Below are 19,056 nucleotides of genomic sequence, written 5' to 3' on the forward strand. Positions count from 1 at the left end.
TCATTTCTTATTTTTAGTAAGTTTCAAATGAATAACTGCCTGTAGAATGAAATAACTTGTGTAATGAGGTGGCGCAAAAACCCCGGGTTTTCGGGAACTGTAAAAAAAAGAATTGAATAATTGAAATTAAGCTCTGTCCGCATTTAGTCAATGTCCTTGAATCTGATAATGAATTTCGTGCCCCTTTCTCTTTTAATTTCGATACTGCCTTCAAGCTGGGACACCAGGACGTTTATTAGCTTCATGCCCAGAGAGCCCTCTTCCTCTTCTTCATCCCCGTTTTCTCCGGGATCGGGTTTTACCGGAAGTCCGATTCCATTATCCGAAAAAGTCAGGGTGAAGCCTTCTTTTTCTCCGGAATTTTCATATTCTTCCGCAGTCCTTCTCCTGAGCCCGATATAAATATCTCCGTTTGCTCCTTTGGGAAAAGCGTATTTCAGGGAATTGGAAAAGAGTTCATTTATAATAATTCCGAGCGGAATCGCGGTATCAATTCCTAAAGAGACGTTTTCCACATCCAGAAGCAGGCGGATTTCCTCATTTCCCACTTTATATGAGCTGAGCAGGTCCGCTGTTAATTTCTGAAGATAGGCGGTAAAATCGATGGACTCCACGTCCGCGGACCTGTAAAGCTCTTCGTGGATAAGGGCCATTGATATGACGCGCTGCTCACTTTCCCGGAAAGCTTCAACAACTTCCTCATCGTCGAATTTATCGGATTGCAAAGAGAGAAGGGAAGAGACCACCTGCAGGTTGTTTTTTATACGGTGGTGGATTTCTTTTTTGCGGATTTCTTCGGCTTTAGAAAGGGCTTTCTCGGCGGCTTTGTGCTCGGTGATGTCCTGCATCACTCCCACAAGCCCTGCGGGCCTGCCTGAAACTTCCCCATGAGTGGATTTACTGAACATAAAGTCCCTCCTCTGCCCATCGGCGCACATAACCTTTGACTCATAAAACTGAGTGCCTCCTTCTTTTAGCAGTTTCCGGTCCATCTGTTTATAAATATCCCCAAGATCTTCGGGGATCACTTCCGAAAGCTCTTCGAGGGAATGGCCCGGGATCTCTTTTCTGGGGAGGCCCAGAATCTGCCTGGCAAAGAGTTCATTGCAGCCCAGGTAGAGACCTTCCCTGTCTTTATAGAAAACGGGTGCAGGAATGGCATCAAGCAGGGTTTCCAGAAAATTAACCTTATTTAGAAGGGACTGTTCACCTTTCCTCCGCTCAATGGTTTCTGAAATCAGAGCTGCAGCCGAATTGAGGAAATACACGTCTTCTTTTGTAAACTCCCTTTTTTTCTTGCTGTGGACCGTTATTACCCCACAGGGCCTGTCCCCGCACTTAATGGTAACACTTATCCCGCTTACAAGTCCACTTTTCCTGAAAGAATCAGGCCCGAAGAAATGTCCTTTAGCTATGATTTCCGGACCCATGGACTCCACACCTCCGGGTTTGACTGAAAATAGAGTGCAACCGGCCCGGGAATAAGCTTCCCTGTGTAGAGAAATTTTTTTTCCGAAAGGCACCTGCCGACCGGCTCCGGCCTGAAGAAGGAAATCCCCTTCAGGCAGAATTTTGAATATTTTGCAGTATTCGATCCCAAGGGTTAAAGAAACAAGCAAAACGGTCTCATCGAGGAGGGGCTGAAGGCTGATAGGAGAAAGGGCCAGTTCTCCAAGCCTGAAGAGGGCTTCATGCTGTTTTTCCTGTACCTTCAGTTCAGTTTCCGTTTTCCTCCGGGAAGTGATATCCAAAGCTGAGATTACCACAGATTCGGCCCTCGTGGAAGGGGTAAGAGTAAGAGAATACAGCTGACCCCCTGCCTCAATTTCAAGGGTATCGAACCGGGACTCAAGGACCGCCTTCCGGATGAGTTTTTTTATTTCTAATGGAAATTCGTGGAAATTCTCATGGAGCTTGTCTCCTCCTCCAAATCCCCATTCTCCAAGCAAAGGGCCGCTGGCCCGGTTTGCATAAAGGAGTTTTCCGTCATTTCTTATCCTGAAAATAGGATACGGGCTTTCTGAAAGGAATTGTTCCATCCAGTTATTTTCGTTATCCCTTTCCCCATGCGCGTCTGCGGTAGAGTGAATGGTGAAACACATCCTGTTTTTTAGAGAAAATGGTCATCTTTATATATATGCATATAAAGTTGGATGAAATAATAATGCATACAAATTATAATAATGTGATGCTAAAAAAGGTTTAGGGGTGAACTTTATCCTTATATATGGTGTATTATAATAATAGTCATAGTTTTTTTATCCATAAGGTCTGCTTTAATTTTGAGAAAATCTGTTAAAAATTGGAAAATTGATGTTGTACATGGTGTGTAATATGGAAGATTTTAACCAGCTCAAACGAAAACTTGATGATATGGACGTGTCCGAACTTTCCAAATACGTAATGGAAAAATACCCGGAGAACGAGGAACTGTGGTTCGGATCAAAAAAAATACTTGTCAGGAAGGTCCTGAACTTTGAAAGGAACCTTCTGAATGCAAAAGAACTGGCCGAACAGTAAGGAATTATTCAAATATAATATCAAGGATTTTTGTAACAAGAATGATTTTTAGGGAAATGGAACTATACTCACCCAGCTTTATCGTTTGAAATTCTCGATCAAAAATCACTAGCAAGAGGAATTTCAACCACGGAAGACACGGAAACCGGTCTTCAGCACCCGAGTTTCGCTTCGGCACCCGAGTTTCGCTTCGGGAGCACGAGGTCCGTTTCGCTCGCTTCGCTCACTCAAGCAGACTAAAAAACGCCAGAGCAACCTTCAATGGCGTCTTCCTGCATTCTTTTTCCGTGTGTTCCGTGTGTTCCGTGGTTTGAGTGCACACACCAAACGTCTCTACCAACAAAAACACAATCTGTATGAGTATAAAGCAATTCCTGAAATAAAATATGGAGTTATATTTTAACCATTTCCAAACACTTTCATACGTTTTTTTAAAAGCAGGTATTTTCCCTGTTTTTTCCAGATTTTCCTTCAAAAATCCTGATTGCGGCTCTGTTAACCTGGGACAGTTATAAAAATGCTAGAACCAGCCAGAAAATACCAGAGCCTGCCGGAAAAGGTTCACATTTTTTCGAACTTTTCTTTCGGGACCCCACACCTCGGGCATTTCCAGGATTTAGGGAGTTCCTCAAACAGCGTGTCAGGATTAATGGACTGGGAAGAATCCCCACAGCTAGGGTTATAGAGATAACCACAATTCGTGCATCTGTACATTTAACCACCTGATTTAATTCGTGGACTCAATTTCTGATTTAATTCCGGACTCAATTTCTGACCCAAACTCAAAGGTCAAAAAACCACATTTTCAGATCCAGCCCCGGAGTTGCATGGCCTCAACGACCCTGCCAACTGCAAGCGTATAGGCCGCCTGGCGCATATTTACTTTATTTTTGTTTGAAAAATCCAGCACCGAACGGTATGCTTCTTTCATCTTTTTTCCCAGCAGGGCCTGGACCTCCGGCTCTTCCCACTGCATCCTGTACTGGTTCTGTACCATCTCAAAATAGGATACGATAACTCCGCCCCCGTTGCAGAGGATGTCAGGGATCACATGCGTACCGTTATTAAAAAGGACTTTATCCGCGCTCTTTGAGGTAGGCCCGTTGGCAAATTCGGCCAGAATCCTGGCCTTTATCCTTTCCGCGTTTTTTCCGGCAATCACATTTTCAAGCGCTGCCGGGATCAGGATGTCCACTTCCAGTTCCAGCAGTTCCTCGTTCGTGATATTCTCAGTTCCCGGATAGTCAATTACGGAACCCGTGGAAAGCTTGTGCCCGGAAACGTCCTCGGGGTCGAGCCCTTCTTCGAAGTAGATCCCCCCTTTACTGTCGCTTACCGCAACCACCCTGCACCCGAAAAGCTTCTTTGCAAGATATGCCGCGTGATAACCGACGTTTCCGAAGCCCTGCACCGCAACCGTGGAATTTTTCAGCCCCATTCCAAGCGCCTCGGCAGCTTCCCTGATAGCGTACCAGCCCCCCCTAGCCGTGGCATCGTACCTCCCTGCGGACCCGCCCAGGTTCGTAGGTTTTCCGGTAATGGCCCCAAATACGTTTTTCCCGGCAAGTTTCGAGTACTCGTCCATCATCCAGGCCATGACCTGGGGATTTGTGTAAACGTCAGGGGCCGGAATATCCCTGTCCGGCCCGATAATCGGATAAATTCCCCGGATATAGGCCCTGGAAAGCCTTTCAAGTTCCCGGTGGGAAAGCTCCTTGGGGTTGCAGACAACACCTCCCTTGGCTCCTCCCAGAGGTAGCTTATGCAGGGCACATTTCCAGGTCATAAGGGTGGCGAGAGACCGGATGGACTCGATGGTCTCGTCCGGGTGAAAACGGACTCCCCCCTTGGTAGGACCCAGGGCCCCATTGTACTGGACTCGAAAACCCCTGAAAACCCTGATCGAGCCGTTGTCCATGTGGACAGGCAGGGCCACAAAGAGTTCCCTCATGGGTATTTTTAGAAAAGCTTCAATGTCAGGAGTGAGCTTGAGGCCTGCGACACAGGTGCACACCTGGTCCTTTACATCATCAAGAAGATTGGGATCAGAACTCATCTTTACCCCCCTCAAAATAATGGGGCTTCCGATGTTAAAAAGATATTCATCAAAAAGAATTTATAACCCAAAGGAAATATTTGAATAGGGTGTGTAATGGGTATGAGGGACAGGGAAGCCTCAAAAGGGGACATCCACGGGGGAAAGAACAATTATCGAACCAATCACAGAATTAATCACAGAATTTAACCGACAGGCGGAAAACTGCCTGCTTAAATATGACTGGAAACTTTTTGAAATCGAAAAGCAGTTGAACATCCTGCGCTACATCAGTCCTCTCAACGCGGAGAGGGAAAAATCGAAGTTTATGAAGGCCCACGCCGCCGGAAAAACCTATAACCCTGTTCTGGAATACGAACCCCTGGGCCCTGAGATTAAGGGCTTTTGCAGGGACCTTTCAAAAATCCGGGGAAAAATAGAAAAATGCAGGCGCTCCCTGCTTGCTCCTTACTGCATCAAAAAAATAGACAACGTTCTCTATTTACTCGATCTTTTCAAAATGCGGGACCAGGCCCACGCCCCATCCAGCTTCGGGGAAAAAATGGCCGAACTCCACGGCAGCCCTCCCGAAACGCTCGTCCGGACTGCCTGGGGCAATTTAAAAAGATTGAAGGAAGTTGAGGAGGTCGAGACCCTGGACTCCGCAGCCATACGCCGGGTCTTTGAGAAAGAAATCCATATTTCCGGGTTGGACTGGGAACTCAGGCCCGCAAGGGGAAGTGGAGCCAAGCTGGCGGTAAACTCTCTCCGAAGGGAAATTTATATTGATCATTCCGCCCGTTTTCCCGAAACCAGCGTGAAAAGGTATCTCTGTCATGAGATCCGGACCCATGTCTTCAGGGCGGAAAACGGGAAAATCCAGCCCTTCAGGATTTTTCTCTCGGGCTTTCCGGCCTATGGGGAGACCGAAGAGGGCCTGGCGGTTTACAATGAGTACAGAAGCGGCTTCCTAGACCCGGCAACCCTCAAGAAATACAGCGCAAGGGTTGTGGTGGCGGCCGAATGTAAGGAGGCCACATTTTCCGAACTTTATGAGGAAATTCTCCCGTATTTCCCTCCTGATATGGCCTATACCCTCGTCCAGCGGGTCAAGCGGGGCCTTACGGACACCTCCCTGCCCGGAGGCTATACCAAGGACTTCATCTACCTTTCCGGCTACGAAAAGGTCAGGGCTTTTATGGAGAAACAGGCTTCGGAGAGTGAGGCCCTGAAGGTGCTCTACTGCGGAAAAATCGGGCTTGATAACTTCGAACTGGCCCGGGGCCTGCTTGAGGAGGGGATTTTGAGGGCTCCTCGCTTCCTGCCTGATTTTGAGGAGGTTAAACCGGGGCCGGTCCGGTGAGTTTATTTTTTTGTTTTTCCAGGCTCCTGTTTCTTTTTACAGGTGCTTCCTTCAAGGTTTCTTTGGGCCTACGTGCCGGGTTTGTGGATGGATCTGTTTTTCAAACCCGGCCCTGTTTATGAGTGGGTAAATTTTTGTAAGGCCCAGCCTCTGTAAAAGTGAACGGGCTTTCAAAAAGCCTGTGCGGGAAATTTTCTGGAGCTTGTTATTCATGCCGGGGTTTTTTGCTCCGGTTTTTTCACTTCGGCCAGCTGGCGGTTTTTGACGCGTTTTTCGTGTCCGTTTTTTCACGAAAAGCCCGGCCTCCTTCGTCGGCCGTTGAGAGCGCCGGTTTCTGAGACTTGAATCAAAAAAGGTTGGACAGATAAACCAGAAAGCCCCGGAAAGCAGTTTACAGGATATTTTCTTCCGGAAAAATACTTTCAGACCTCCCTCCTTTCAAAACAGGGTCTTCAAAAAGGTCCCGAAGGCCCTCATCATTCGCAGAGAGTTTCCGGACAACACAAGTTTTCTCAAAAGGATGGAGGGGTGATCCATGTCCCCATATTCATTAATCGTTTCAAGGATGGAGGGTTTGTTAAGGGCCCCTATCAGTTCGTTCAATTGCTCATCTTTCAAATTCCCAATGTAATCGTGGACTCTCATCCCGATATCAAGCTCTTTTCCAAGGCCCTTTTTCCAGAGCCGGTCGTATTCTGAAAGCCGCTCTTCGGAACTATCCCCTTCAAGCGCAGCCTCAGCCGCGACCCGGCCCGCGATTTTTGCGGCAAAGGCCCCCGGATAGATCCCTCCTCCTGAAGTTGGTTTCGCCTGTCCGGCCGCATCTCCTACAAGCATCACTCCATCGCTTACCGTCTTTTCCAGAGGGCCGATTGGGATTCCCCCCACAACAAAATCGAGCATACCCCTACCGTACCTGGCTTTTACATGAGGGTTTGTTTCCAGCAGGCGGTTGAGGAAGTATAACGGAACCCTTTTATCTCTTCCGATATCCCCGACGAAGCGAGGGTCCAGTGCAAGCCCGATCCTTGAGACCTTTTCATTAAGTGGCACGGCCCAGGCAAAAAACCCGGAAGCCTGCGATCCCGGAAAGAGTTCGACAAAATTAGAGTCATCGGAGGCGTAAAGGGCCTCTATCTGGATTCCGGTAAGCACACTTTTTGGCCGGCCGAGGCCTGCAAAGCGAGCGATCTGGCTTTTCACGCCGTCGGCCCCGATTACCACGCCTGCGTTTATGGTTTCGGGTTTGCCGCTTTTAAGGACCTTTAGCTTCACAGAAGGATCATTCCTGAAATTCCCGATTTCGGCTTTCAGGTCTGCTTTTTCAAGCCCTATGGCCCGGGTCCGAAGGGAAAGTTCAACCCCTTCCTCAATGGCCATAGCTGTCAGGCTGCGGTCGAAGTTTTTCCTTGAAACCACGTAGGCTTTTGTTTTTTTCCCGTCGATGGGAAGAAACTGCCCGTCCGGGGCGTGCACAAAAGCTCCCCTCACGGAATTGAATACGAATTCTTCCGAGGGCTTGAGGTCGCACTCGGAAACGGCCTTTGTGCTAAGGAGGCCCGTACAGCTCACAGGGGAGCCAATGAAAGCGTCTTCCTCAATTAAAAGCACCTTTGCCCCGTTCATGGCTGCATATCGAGCCGCAGTTGAACCGACGGGGCCTGCGCCCACAACTACCACGTCATACTTCATATTAATATTATCCATGTTGTTTTTCTTTTTTTTGTGTTAAACTATACGGGACCAGGCTTATTATATGATTTGGGAGGCAGGCCCGGAACTGTTTGATATTTTTATATAATTTCTGAATTTTTTCGATTTTAGTATTGAGTCGGGTCGAGCAGGGTCCCTCCGTTTGTTTCCGGCTTTTTTGATCCCCGGCAACCGTTCTCGTTCGCTTGCAAACGGCCCTTTCTTAATGACAAAACAAAAAGATACGCATTCAGGAGCTTTAACTTTTGAAGAATGATAAAAAGCTAATTATGTTTATCTCAGACAGCAGAAGACTCCTTCCTCGATGTTTCTAATCGAAGATTAGAAACTCCTGTTAAACCTACGGTTTAACACGACAGCCAAAGGCTGACAGGTGGGGGTAGTTCACTCAACCATTTTTCTCAGGGAGGTCCCCTCGATTTTACTGTTTTTTTCATAGCATCTTCGTTTTAATTCCGGTTTAGGAATGATGAAAATATAACTTCAAGTTTTATTTTGGGAGTTGTTTCATACTCATACATATTGTGTTTTTGTGTGAGGGGGTGTTTGGTGTGTGCATTCAAACCACGGAACACACGGAATACACGGAAAAATAAAGGCCGTAAGACGGCAATTAAGGTTTTTTCGGCATTTTTTATTCATCTTTAAAGAATCAAGGGTCGTTTTTGAATCCTATTGCATAAAGATCCAACTTACTCACCGGCCAAAGGCCGGTTTCCGTGTCTTCCGTGGTTAAAAATGGTACACAAAAATACTTGATATTATATTTAACGATTTCTTCCGTGGTTAAAAATGGTACACAAAAATACTTGATATTATATTTAACGATTTTGACTTTACTTTCAAAGATGCATGTTTTTCCGTTATCAAGCGGCTTTGTTTGTGTGGGCCTAAGGAATGAATAATCCTACTGATGACGTTTTTATTGGGGTGGCAGGTAATTACCCAGGTTCAAGAAAGAAAATAATGATGCTTGCTTTGTACTCATCTCTTCCAGAATAATATTACACTTATTTGATTCTTTATCCTGGATAACTGCCAGCCTAATTTCGGACAAATTTTCAATTAGTCTTCTCATAGAAAGACCATATCTCTTTGTCTCCCAGGCTAAATATCTGTAGAAAAGTAAGCCAATTATAGACAGAAATACGTGAACTTTGATATTTTCATCTTTGTGGTGGTACACCGGTCCCACAGGGACAAGCAGGTGATCATTCAATAGCTTAAAATCATCCTCTATAGCGCCTTTATTGTTGTATGTTTGCACAATTTTTTTAGTGTGCCAACGGTGCTTATCTGTAAATAGTATATTTTTTCCTAATGAATTTTCGCGCTTATTTTTATTCTCTTCGTCAATCCAGAACTTTAACTGAGGTTTTTTCTTACCTTCAGGAGCATCAGTAATTTCATATTTCACCATACTTCTGTATTTTTTGATAATAATGTCTGCAACCTCTTTTTCTACACTGCTCCTGTTTCTTGCTTTTCCTCTGTTGCTTTCCAGTCTCCTCTGTAGGTCTTCCAGATTCTCAGTTATTTTTGACATATTTGACTCACAAGTTCTTTTTTGAAGTTTGTGAGTTCCTTCATTGAAAGTAATTACTGTTGTAAATTCTGTCCCGTAAAACTGATGCTTTGTCCGATAGCCATAAATTTTGTGGCCTTCTGAGCTTTCATATAAAAATTGATATTTAGATAATGGCACTTCAAGAAGATCATCTGCCTGATTTGCTTTTACAGCCCCTACAAAATTCATCTTTGAAGTTGCTTTTTCAATGTTGTCCTTTGAATTGTTTCCCTTATCAAAAACAAGAACAAGGTCTTCCGAACAAATATTCAATTCGGTTAGACGGTTTACTATTTTGTCAACCAGACCTGAAAATTCCTCTGAATCATGCACATTTCCTGGATATGTCTCGTGAATAAAAGGTAAGTTGTAATCATTAGCAGCCAGCGCTACAGATACCTGATTTTTGTCTTTACGATGCTTTTTGTTATACCCTTTATGAAGCAATTCACTTTTTTCATCATAATTGGTAGCATAAGTGAACCAGTTTGATTCATCCACAAACAGTACTGAAGGGGTTAGTCCTTTTTCGATGAGAACTCGGCACAAATCGTCTTCAATATTTTTCATTGTGTCGGAATCAATGTAATTCATATGATTCAAAAAATTCTGACAATTTAATTTATGAGGGAATTTCCACTTAAAAGATAAGGCCGATTTTTTGAACCATTCCCCAATACCGTTTTCACTTAAAACTCCATGAGATTTCCCCACTATATCAAGTAAAAGATACTCTCCGACACTTAAACCATCGATTGATTTTTTCATAGTGTGCTTGTTCACTATGTCAACGAATCCAAGCTCTTCATTCACATGAAGAAGTGCGGCAAGTTTGCCGTACTCAAAAGATTTCAGTTTCATGTAGGGCAATGATTCACTCTGTTTTTTCATTTCAAATATTTTTTCGGCATTGCCTAAATATATCTGAAATATAGTTTTCACTTTTCCATCAATTCTGCCAGTTTTAATAATATACCAGTATTTTTTACCGTTGATTATTTTCTGTTTTAAAAAAACCATGATATAAATTTAGGTTCTACGTATATAAAGATATTTCTTCAAAAAACAGATACAATAGGCTTTTTAAATGTAATTTAGAACTTAGGCCTTACAAATATTTTTTTTAACGGATCTTCCTTGCCACTGATTTTTGTGGCAAATCAAGGCAAAAATAGCTCTTCTTTGAAAGCTGAGTTTGAGAGCGTTTATGAGTCCCGCATACACGACGAGAGCTGTCCCGTGCTGGTCGTCGTGGGTGACGGGGACATCCAGCTCTTCCTTTAGCCTGACCTCGATTTCAAAGCAGCGGGGGGCGCTTATGTCTTCCAGGTTGATTCTTCCGAAGGTGGGAGCCAGGTATTTTACAGTTTTTATGAGCTCTTCCGGGTCCTGCGTGCCGAGGCAGATGGGAAAGGCGTCTATTCCGGCCAGTTCCCTGAAGATTATGGCTTTTCCCTCCATCAAAGGAAGAGCGGCCTGTGGCCCGATGTTTCCGAGTCCCAGCACGGCCGAGCCGTCCGTAACGATGGCCACGGTATTGTTCTTGAGGGTGTAGAGGTAGGCAAATTCCGGGTTCTCGTGAATCTTCCGGCAGGGCTCGGCCACCCCGGGCGTGTAGGCAACGCTGAGGTCGTGTATGTTTTCAAGCGGAACCTTGCTTCTTACCCCGAGGACTCACCTGTGAGCTTTATGAAATTTCAGCGACTCCCTATAAATGGTGGTGTGAATATCCCTGTTTCCGGAAATTTTATTTGGATCTGAACCTAAACCTGAACCTGAACCTGACATTTCCGATCTCCTCCATGATCAAAAAATGGCTTATTAGGTGATGCATAAATTTGTACAAAATTATAGATAAAGCCGCCGGAGAAGTGAAATTATAAATATATAGAAAAAGGAAAAACGGAGTTCCGTTCACTCTTTTTCATGTATTGCCCTGAGCTTAACCGTGCTGAACCTTATTTGCCTGCTGCCTGCGATCTTTATCATTTACAGCTATTTTCCCTTCATCCTGGGAAAAAAAGATATTCGGGGACTTTGAAAGTCTCTTGATTTATTTTGGGAAACCTGTAAATTAATGATAATTTCCAAGCGAACCGGATAGTTTTACCGGCCCTGAATTTTACAGCAACCTTCAAGTGACCCTTATAATAACTTTTGGAAAAATATTAATATCATTAATTTAATACAGAGCTAGAGAATGATGGTCTGGAGGTTATTGAGTTGGAGGTCTTTTGTTGAGCTTTTCAAACGGTTTAGTTGAACCTATCAGAAAAAGAAGTCGTAATTCTGCAGGCTTGAAAGTAACTATTCTTTTACTGATTCTTCTCTGTCTGGTGCCTGCTGTCAGTGCAAGAGACTACGCACTGGAAGAGGCAACGACGAATATAACCATTGGTCCATATGGCCTGGTCCACGTTGAAGAATCAATTTCCTACAGATTTGAGGGTAATTACCACGAGGTGTTGAGGGTTCTTGAAGAGTGTCCCGGTGAATCTATCCGGAACATTCAGGGATATTGTTCCGATGAAACCTGTAACTTCATTGTAAGCCCGACTTCCGAGGGGTATGAACTGGTGGGTAGTCTTCCGACTCCCACTCCAGAAAAAGTAACTTTTTTCGTTTCATATGACCATTATGGCGCAGTAAAGGTCCACAGTGACGTTTCCGAATATCACTATAAGCTCTGGGGGAATGAATGGGGAAAACCTCTTGAGAGCTTGAAAGGAAGCATTACTCTGCCTGTGGAAAACGAGGATGAGGTCCAGTACTGGATTCATCCGACCGATTACACACAGGTTTCGGAGGTGGAACAGAATGTGCTCAATATAAAAACAACCAAAATACCCTCTAATCAATGGTATGAAGTCAGGGTTGTTTTCCCGAGAATTGAATCTCCCAATTCCAGCCTGGTCCAGATTGACAATGAAGCAGGCCTTAAAAAAATAAAATCCATTGAAAACGAATACAAAATAAAAGGTTTGATCTTAAAGGTCCTTTATATACCGATAACTGTATTTGCAGTTTTTGCCCTTGCATTTCCTTTCATCATTTATTTCAGGTACGGGAGAGAACCAAAAATTAATTATGATGCAATCTATGAGAGAGAGCCTCCTACCCATTCCCACCCTGCCGTGGTCAATGCCATAATGCAGGGGAAGATAGGGACTCCTACAATGGGGGGGTTTACGGCCACGGTTATGAACCTTGCTAACCTTGGTTATATTTCTCTTCGTACTGTAAAAGCAGAAGAAAACAGGGTATTTGGCCTTTTCAAATCCGAGTCAGAAAACATTTTAATTGAACTTGCCAGTCCGGACTCGCCTGAGGATGCTAATGGAATGCTCCCCAAACTGGAAAATTACGAAGAAGATGTGTTCAATTTATTGAAAAAACATGCTTCCGAAAATAAGGTTTCCTGGGACCAGCTCAAAAAGGAACTTGGAAAGGGAACCGATTTCTATAATTTTATTCACAACTGGAATAAAAAAGTTGAAAGGCATATTGTAGTTAAAAAACTCTTCAGTTCCAGAGGGAATGCACAGACGAGTATTTTCGGTATGGTAACTGTAATAGCGGCATTTGTTTATTTTGTTGTAATTTTCAAATATTTCCCTTCCAATGCATTTCCCCAGGTTTCAAATATGAATATACTGATGGCTCTGGTAGCAGCCTTCGGGACAGTTATGATCATTTTCTCCTCGACATTCGAAAAGGTTATGGGCCACTGGACTCCTGAAGGAAAGCTCTATTACAAACGCTGGGATAATTTTAAAAAATATCTTATTGACTTCTCCGCACTCAAAGAGCACCCCCCGGAATCAATACAGCTCTGGGATTCTTATCTGGTGTATGCAACCGCTCTGGGGGTTGCGGAAGAAGTCCTCAAAAACATGGCTTTAGTCGTGCCTGACGAACAGCTGAGAAATAGTCGTATCTACTCCGTGCACCACAGTTACGTCCTTTTAGGCTCCGGTTTCGGGAGTGCATATTCGGCCTCTACTCCATCATCAAAAGGAAGTGGCGGAGGAGGAGGAGTAAGCGGCGTTGGCGGTGGCTCCGGTGGCGGTGGGGGAGGGGCCAGGTAACTCCGGTGAATGCCAGGCTAAGTGATTTTCATATAAAGATGGTGATCTACTTTGATAGTTGAAATTCTGATAATATTGCTAATAATTCTGGGTTTGCTCTTCGTTATATTTTACAATGACCTTATTAAACAGAGAAACAGGATAGAAAATGCCTGGGCTCAGATCGAAGTCCAGTTGAAAAGGCGCTATGACCTTATCCCCAATCTGGTAGAAACAGTGAAAGGTTATGCTAAGCACGAAAAAAACCTTTTTGAAAACGTTACAAAAGCCAGGGCTTCGTTAATGACTGCAAACGGTGTCAATGAAACGGCAGAAGCATCCAATTACCTCACCTCTACCCTGAAGTCCCTCTTTGCAGTTACAGAAAACTATCCCGAACTTAAAGCCAACCAGAACTTTATGCAGCTCCAGAAAGACCTGATGGAGACCGAAAACAAAATTGCCTATTCAAGACAGTTTTATAATGATACCGTTATGAAATATAACATCAGCATTCAGACAATCCCTAAAAATATTGTCGCATCTTTGTTGAGCTTTAAGAAAAAAGAGTTATTTAAAGTCGCGGAGGGAGAAAGGCAAACCCCGAGGGTTGAGTTCTAACAGGGTGGAGTCCTGGTAATATATACTGCTTCAGCTCAGGCAGCAGGGGGGTCCCCATCCTCGACAGTTCCGGCTTTGGCGGAACTGGCAGGTGGGGGTAATTGACGCTACTGAACCAGTTACATGTTTTTCGATTTCTTTAAAGTACTCTTGTCCACAAGTTTTGCTTCGAGGATTTCCAGGACACCCCTGTCCCCCATCCACCTGACTTCGCTCTTCTCTATCTCTATCCGTTTTTTGAAAAAGGGCGCGTCCAGGACAAGGGTCTCGTATTCCCCGCCTTCTCCGGCCAGATGGACCATACGGCGGCGGTTCAGGACCTTCAGGCTCTCGATGGAATCGAGGGATATCTGCCTTCCGAGCCAGCCCTCGTCAAGCCCGTCCGCGGCCACGCAGACGATCCGGATATCAAGCACCTTTATCATATCAAGGAGAAGCTCCTCGGGGTCCAGGTGCCAGAGGGGGGCGTACATCGTAAGCCCGAGGGAATCGCAGATCTTCTGAACCCGGTCTGCCTGGTATTTGGACTCGATGGCTCCGACCGTTACCCCGTCAACGTCCACTTTCCGGAGGGCATGGGTAAGGTCCTCCAGTTCAAGCTCCTTGATCCCGCTCGAAGGCTGCCGGATAAGCGGGATTTCACAGGCTTCCGAGATCATATCGACAATGTGGAGGTTGATGGAGTGGTACATGTAGGAATCGTCCCGCTCCGGGACAATGGTGATAAGATGGGTTACTTCATGCCCCTCGTCGAGGGCTTTCTGGATGGAATAGACCGAGTCTTTTCCTCCCGAAATCAGTGCTGCAAGCTTCATATTATCTCTGTCCTAAACTGAAATATCCCGGTTCTCTAATTCCTCAAATTAAACTGCTTCAAGTTCCCCGAAATTTACCTCATACCGGGCTTTCATCCCTTCCCAGTCCGGAAGGTCGGTCTGACAGCCCACGCTCTGCACGGCAAAGGAGGCCACGGTTGACCCGATTTTTCCGCAGGTGGGGATTGAGTAGCCTCTTGTGAGGGCAAGCAGGAAACCGGCCCTGTAGGCGTCCCCTGCTCCGGTGGGGTCAAGGGCCCTAACGGCTACGATTGGGATATCGAATTTTTCGGAATCGGTGTAAATGCGGCTCCCTTTTGAGTCGCAGGTAACAATGATTATACCGATCATCTTTTTAAGTTCGGCAAAGTCTTTTCCCGTTATCTCGGAGACTCTTTTTATCTCATGCCGGTTCGCAAAGAGGATGTCGGTATGAGCAAGGATGGTTTCCAGGTTTTCCTTTGAGTAGGTCATAAGGTCCTGGCCCGGGTCGAAGGACACGAAGTTTGAAAGCTGTGCGATCTTCGCATTATAGACGGCGTCGGCAGTTGCGAGGTGGACAAAATCGGCAGGGGATGCTTCGAGTTCTTTAAACTTCGAGGAAGCCCCCCAGTAGAAGTAGGTGGCCTGGTTGTGCTCCTTATCCGTGAAAATAAAAGCTTTCGGGAGCTTTTCCTCTTTTAAACGGTAGAGATGGGAGAGGTCAACCCTTGCCCCATTCAGAATCTTTTCGTAGTCCGAGCCCTCAAAATCGGCTCCCACAGGAGAGATGAGCTGGCTTTTTCCTCCGAGCTTCCCGATGGCGACCGCGATGTTTGCGGCTCCTCCTCCGGGATATTCCTCATAATCAATTACCGGAGACGATTCGTTTTTTTCTGCGATTCTTTCCACGTCGATAATATAATCAAGGGCTATATGCCCGACTACGGAAATCACTCTGCCCATGGTTTTCCTCTACCTTTCCTCTACCTGTTTTTAGGTCCTGGCGGAAATTAATAATTCTATATTTTGTTTAATAACTCTATTTTTTAGCTTTATTTTTTCGAGCGTTCATGGCGTTCGGTTCCACGTTCGAACCCACGTTCGACCCCGCGTTCTGGCCCTCTTTCAAATTCCTCGACCTCGATAACCTTCAGGGGGACGTCCCGCAGGGATTTTCCTATAACGGATTTTGCGATCCTTTCTGCGTGTTCCGCTGATTCGGCATCAAAGACCTTCATCTCGAAAACAAGCCCTACAAGTGCAGTGTTTGCCGCAATGAAAACACTGCTGAAAGCTTCATTACATGCAGGACAGAATGTTGAACCGACATCGACCTCTACGTAGTCCAGTTTAGGGTTCAGGCGTTTGCCTGCTTCTGAAACCGCGACCCCTATTGCGTCATCTGCCGTCTGTACGTCTCTAACCAACCAAGCTGCTTCAAGTATTACGTGAAAGTTCTTCATAATAGTCGCCACATTTATTTGTAAAGTATTAAAGTGAAGTGTTCCTGCGCTTGCCGCAGAAAAATCCTATAGAAAACTGTAAAATGAGCTAAAGTATATAAAATATCAGTTTTTCGGAATTTTCAAACATCAGATTATATATTATTTAAATTATACTGTTAATCCCGGTTTTACCCCCCACCTTATATGGTAAAAAGGGTTTCGTCGTCCACGTCGAAAACTCCGAGTTTTGCTCCGGCGTCAAGCCAGGCGTGTCCGTAGCTGAAGGCCACAAGAGCGTTTACCGGGTCTTTCTGCTTCAGGAAATACAGGCCGTCTTTGTAATAGGCCTCGGCCATCGTGTGGTAGTCCTTTGCCACGGCGTACATGTGAGAATCCGGGATCGGAGCGAATTTTGCCTTTTCCAGGGCCCTTTTTAGCATGTCCTCGTAGCGGACAACCTTTTCGTTCAAATCGGCAGGCATCTTCTATAACCTTTCGTCCGGATCAACAGACACTGTTATCTTTTTACTCAAGCTCTTCCAGGAGCTCTTCCGGTCCGCCCGCAAGTTTCACAAGGGCTTCGGCCTCGATGAAGTGCAGTTTTCCGGGGATGACCAGGATATGGAGGGGGGCTCCGAAATCGAAGTCCTTTAATTTTTCCGCGTAGCCGGCCTTTACGACGGGCTTTTTTGATCCCGCCCGGGCGATTCCGACCACTATTTTATTTTCCATCACGCCTTCTCCCCGTAGTTTTTCAACATGGAGGAGGAGTTCAAGTGCCCTGTTTACCGTCATGTACCCTTTATCCTTATCGATGTCCAGGAAGACAAGGGTGTGCAGGCCCAGTCCGGAGTTCAGCTTTATGGTATCGTAAGGAGCTTCCGTAATAACCAGGACATCCCGCCTGCTCCTGTAGGGATGGGGGACGCTTATGGACTTTCCGAAATGGTAGTTCTGGAGGCCACTCAGGCCCGCGACGGCGGAGCTTATGGAAGAGCCGTGAATCATCCGGGTCTCGATCCCGAGTTCTTTTGCCCGCAGGCGCAGGTCCACATGGGTTGTGGAGACCATGCTATCTCCCCCGGTCAGGAAAACTATGTCTTTTTCCCGGGCCTCGTTGATCCAATCGGGTTGCTGTTCCACGTCTTCCCTGTCGAGCACCCGGACCTTTTTCCCATAAAGTTTTTCCATTTTTTCCAGGTCCGTGCCCATGAGTGTGGAGGTGTAAAACTCCGCGTAGACGAGTTCGGCGTTCCTTATGGCTTCAAGCCCTTTTAAGGAAATGTCGGATTCATCAAAAAGGCCCAGTCCTATAAATGTGAGCATAGCCCTGTTTTACAGGCTTCATTGTTTAAAGCTTTTGGCGGAAAACGGGCTTTCAGGATGTTTATATATATTCGCAGGTCAATAATAAAACCGGGAAATAGAGAGGTCAGGGAGACTTAAGAAGGCTTACGGAGACTTACAGAGGTTTTTAGAACCTTTTGCAGGTCCGGATGCATTTAAAAATAGTTTTTTCAGAAGGGGTTGAAATGGTAAAAGTCACGCTTGTACATGCCCGGTGGTGCACGGTCTGTCCGTCGGTCCGCAAACTCTGGCGGGATCTAAAAGCCGAATATGGCTTCGAGTACGAAGAAATCGATGTGGATACGCCGGAGGGCCAGGACTTTATCGCAAAATACGGGATAAGCGGGGTTCCGACAACGCTTATTGACGGGAAAATCGTCTTTGTGGGAGTCCCGAAAAAGGCCGAGGCCCTCTCCAGGATAGTCTAAAATATTGTTATTGAGTTGATGGGACGAAGTGTCCAACAAATGAAGTATTTTGGGTGTGTTGGTATGTATGACCTGATAATTATAGGAGGGGGGCCTGCCGGGCTTACTGCGGGAATTTATGCGGTTCGCTTCGGGCTGAAAACCCTTGTGCTGGAAAGAAGCGCCGTCAGCGGGCAGATAGCACTTACGGATATTGTGGAGAACTATCCGGGCTTTAAGGCCATCACGGGCCTGGAGCTTATGCAGAGATATAAGGAACATGCGGAGGTGGCCGGGGTGGAGACTAGGTTTGGAGAGGCTCTTTCCGTCCGCTCCGGGGCCGGGAAATTTACTGTTTCCACGGACGGCGAGGAGGAAGCCGGAGGGCCCTTTGAGACAAAAACCGTGATCCTTGCAAGCGGAGCAAATCCCAAACACCTGGGGATTCCCGGGGAAGAGGAACTGGCAGGAAAAGGGGTTTCTTACTGCGCCACCTGTGACGGGCCTTTTTTCAAAGATAAGACCGTGGTCGTTGTCGGGGGAGGAGATTCCGCGGTTACGGAGTCCCTTATCCTTTCAAAAATAGTAAAAAAAGTTTATCTTGTAAACCGACGGGAAGAGCTCAGAGCCGTTAAAGTGCTTCAAGACAGGCTGCTTTCGGCTCCCAATTTTGTCTTTGTCCCGGACACTGTTTTGCGGGAAATCTTGAGAGGAAAAGGCGAAATCCCGAGGGTTGAGAAGGTGGTCCTTGAAAACGTCAAAAGCGGGGAGAAGAGGGAGCTTCCCACGGCCGGGGTCTTTATTTATATAGGCATCCACCCGAATACCGAAATCCTTGATGTTGAAAAGGACGAAAACGGGTTTATTATTACTAACGAGTGGATGGAGACCTCGGTAAAAGGGATTTATGCTATAGGAGACTGCCGGGCAACTACCATCTGGCAACTTGTAACGGCTGTCAGCGACGGGGCCGTTGCGGCTACTGCTGCGAATGAATATATTCTGGGGCTGAGGGTGTAAATAAGGGGTTACCGGCATTTTTTTCTCGCTAAATATACGGAATTTGGTGCCTGCTTTTCGGGTACTTTTACACTTTACTTATTATAGATCTTGTTGATGCACAAACATTTATATTATTTATACAATGAAAACTTTATCTTTATTTATAACCTGT

Annotated in this window: 18 protein-coding genes; 6 read left to right on the forward strand and 12 right to left on the reverse strand. The window is 45.7% G+C overall.

Annotated features, from left to right (window positions below; all coding sequences use genetic code 11):
- Window positions 1-143: 143 nt before the first annotated feature.
- Complete coding sequence (locus ACZ5QV_RS00665; protein WP_464600770.1) at window positions 144-2,039, reverse strand: histidine kinase dimerization/phosphoacceptor domain -containing protein; 1,896 nt, start codon at window positions 2,037-2,039, stop codon at window positions 144-146.
- Between the two features lie 295 nt (window positions 2,040-2,334).
- On the opposite strand from ACZ5QV_RS00665, the gene ACZ5QV_RS00670 reads away from it, so the two are divergent.
- Window positions 2,335-2,520 carry a hypothetical protein gene (locus ACZ5QV_RS00670; protein WP_464600771.1) on the forward strand — a complete coding sequence of 62 codons (186 nt, stop codon included), beginning with the start codon at window positions 2,335-2,337 and terminating at the stop codon, window positions 2,518-2,520.
- Between the two features lie 561 nt (window positions 2,521-3,081).
- Here ACZ5QV_RS00670 and ACZ5QV_RS00675 read toward each other — a convergent pair.
- Entirely contained in the window at window positions 3,082-3,234 is a 153-nt protein-coding gene (locus ACZ5QV_RS00675; protein WP_464600772.1) for a rubredoxin, read from the reverse strand.
- A 91-nt stretch (window positions 3,235-3,325) separates the two neighbouring features.
- Window positions 3,326-4,576 carry a Glu/Leu/Phe/Val family dehydrogenase gene (locus ACZ5QV_RS00680; RefSeq protein WP_464600773.1) on the reverse strand — a complete coding sequence of 417 codons (1,251 nt, stop codon included), beginning with the start codon at window positions 4,574-4,576 and terminating at the stop codon, window positions 3,326-3,328.
- Between the two features lie 307 nt (window positions 4,577-4,883).
- Here ACZ5QV_RS00680 and ACZ5QV_RS00685 point away from each other — a divergent pair, with 307 nt between their 5' ends.
- Complete coding sequence (locus ACZ5QV_RS00685) at window positions 4,884-5,918, forward strand: tyrosine/phenylalanine carboxypeptidase domain-containing protein (RefSeq protein ID WP_464600774.1); 1,035 nt, start codon at window positions 4,884-4,886, stop codon at window positions 5,916-5,918.
- A 51-nt stretch (window positions 5,919-5,969) separates the two neighbouring features.
- On the opposite strand, the gene ACZ5QV_RS00690 is transcribed toward ACZ5QV_RS00685, so the two are convergent.
- The 4 genes from ACZ5QV_RS00690 to ACZ5QV_RS00705 all read right to left on the reverse strand — a co-directional run bounded on the left by ACZ5QV_RS00690 (window position 5,970) and on the right by ACZ5QV_RS00705 (window position 10,836).
- A complete protein-coding gene (locus ACZ5QV_RS00690; protein ID WP_464600775.1) occupies window positions 5,970-6,209 on the reverse strand; it encodes a hypothetical protein in 240 nt (79 codons plus the stop codon).
- Between the two features lie 147 nt (window positions 6,210-6,356).
- The gene (locus ACZ5QV_RS00695; protein ID WP_464602131.1) at window positions 6,357-7,610 is read right to left on the reverse strand and encodes an NAD(P)/FAD-dependent oxidoreductase; all 1,254 of its coding nucleotides are present in this window, start codon (window positions 7,608-7,610) and stop codon (window positions 6,357-6,359) included.
- A gap of 943 nt (window positions 7,611-8,553) precedes the next feature.
- Complete coding sequence (locus tag ACZ5QV_RS00700) at window positions 8,554-10,218, reverse strand: IS1634 family transposase (RefSeq protein ID WP_464599431.1); 1,665 nt, start codon at window positions 10,216-10,218, stop codon at window positions 8,554-8,556.
- Between the two features lie 81 nt (window positions 10,219-10,299).
- Complete coding sequence (locus tag ACZ5QV_RS00705; protein ID WP_464602132.1) at window positions 10,300-10,836, reverse strand: NAD(P)-dependent malic enzyme; 537 nt, start codon at window positions 10,834-10,836, stop codon at window positions 10,300-10,302.
- Between the two features lie 659 nt (window positions 10,837-11,495).
- Here ACZ5QV_RS00705 and ACZ5QV_RS00710 point away from each other — a divergent pair.
- Both ACZ5QV_RS00710 and ACZ5QV_RS00715 read left to right on the forward strand, forming a co-directional pair.
- Complete coding sequence (locus tag ACZ5QV_RS00710; RefSeq protein WP_464600776.1) at window positions 11,496-13,286, forward strand: DUF2207 domain-containing protein; 1,791 nt, start codon at window positions 11,496-11,498, stop codon at window positions 13,284-13,286.
- A 51-nt stretch (window positions 13,287-13,337) separates the two neighbouring features.
- A complete protein-coding gene (locus ACZ5QV_RS00715) occupies window positions 13,338-13,886 on the forward strand; it encodes a LemA family protein (protein WP_464600777.1) in 549 nt (182 codons plus the stop codon).
- A gap of 119 nt (window positions 13,887-14,005) precedes the next feature.
- Here the strand turns inward: ACZ5QV_RS00715 and ACZ5QV_RS00720 are convergent, their stop codons facing one another.
- The 5 genes from ACZ5QV_RS00720 to dph5 form a co-directional block, all read right to left on the reverse strand.
- Window positions 14,006-14,701 (reverse strand): diphthine--ammonia ligase, encoded by a 696-nt coding sequence (locus ACZ5QV_RS00720; RefSeq protein ID WP_464600778.1) that lies wholly within the window; start codon window positions 14,699-14,701, stop codon window positions 14,006-14,008.
- 48 nt (window positions 14,702-14,749) lie between these two features.
- Entirely contained in the window at window positions 14,750-15,646 is an 897-nt protein-coding gene (locus ACZ5QV_RS00725; protein WP_464600779.1) for a carbohydrate kinase family protein, read from the reverse strand.
- 89 nt (window positions 15,647-15,735) lie between these two features.
- Window positions 15,736-16,146, reverse strand: coding sequence for a DUF555 domain-containing protein (locus ACZ5QV_RS00730; protein WP_464600780.1), 411 nt, complete (start codon window positions 16,144-16,146; stop codon window positions 15,736-15,738).
- Between the two features lie 182 nt (window positions 16,147-16,328).
- Entirely contained in the window at window positions 16,329-16,610 is a 282-nt protein-coding gene (locus ACZ5QV_RS00735; protein WP_464600781.1) for a DUF357 domain-containing protein, read from the reverse strand.
- 43 nt (window positions 16,611-16,653) lie between these two features.
- A complete protein-coding gene (gene dph5 / locus ACZ5QV_RS00740) occupies window positions 16,654-17,454 on the reverse strand; it encodes a diphthine synthase (RefSeq protein WP_464600782.1) in 801 nt (266 codons plus the stop codon).
- A 206-nt stretch (window positions 17,455-17,660) separates the two neighbouring features.
- Between dph5 and ACZ5QV_RS00745 the strand changes: the two genes are divergently transcribed.
- Together ACZ5QV_RS00745 and trxB are read left to right on the forward strand one after the other, a co-directional pair.
- Complete coding sequence (locus ACZ5QV_RS00745; RefSeq protein WP_464600783.1) at window positions 17,661-17,903, forward strand: thioredoxin family protein; 243 nt, start codon at window positions 17,661-17,663, stop codon at window positions 17,901-17,903.
- A 63-nt stretch (window positions 17,904-17,966) separates the two neighbouring features.
- On the forward strand, window positions 17,967-18,902 hold the full coding sequence (gene trxB / locus ACZ5QV_RS00750) for a thioredoxin-disulfide reductase (RefSeq protein ID WP_464600784.1): 936 nt from the start codon (window positions 17,967-17,969) through the stop codon (window positions 18,900-18,902).
- The last annotated feature ends 154 nt before the right edge of the window (window positions 18,903-19,056 follow it).

This window comes from Methanosarcina baltica (genome assembly GCF_055394095.1).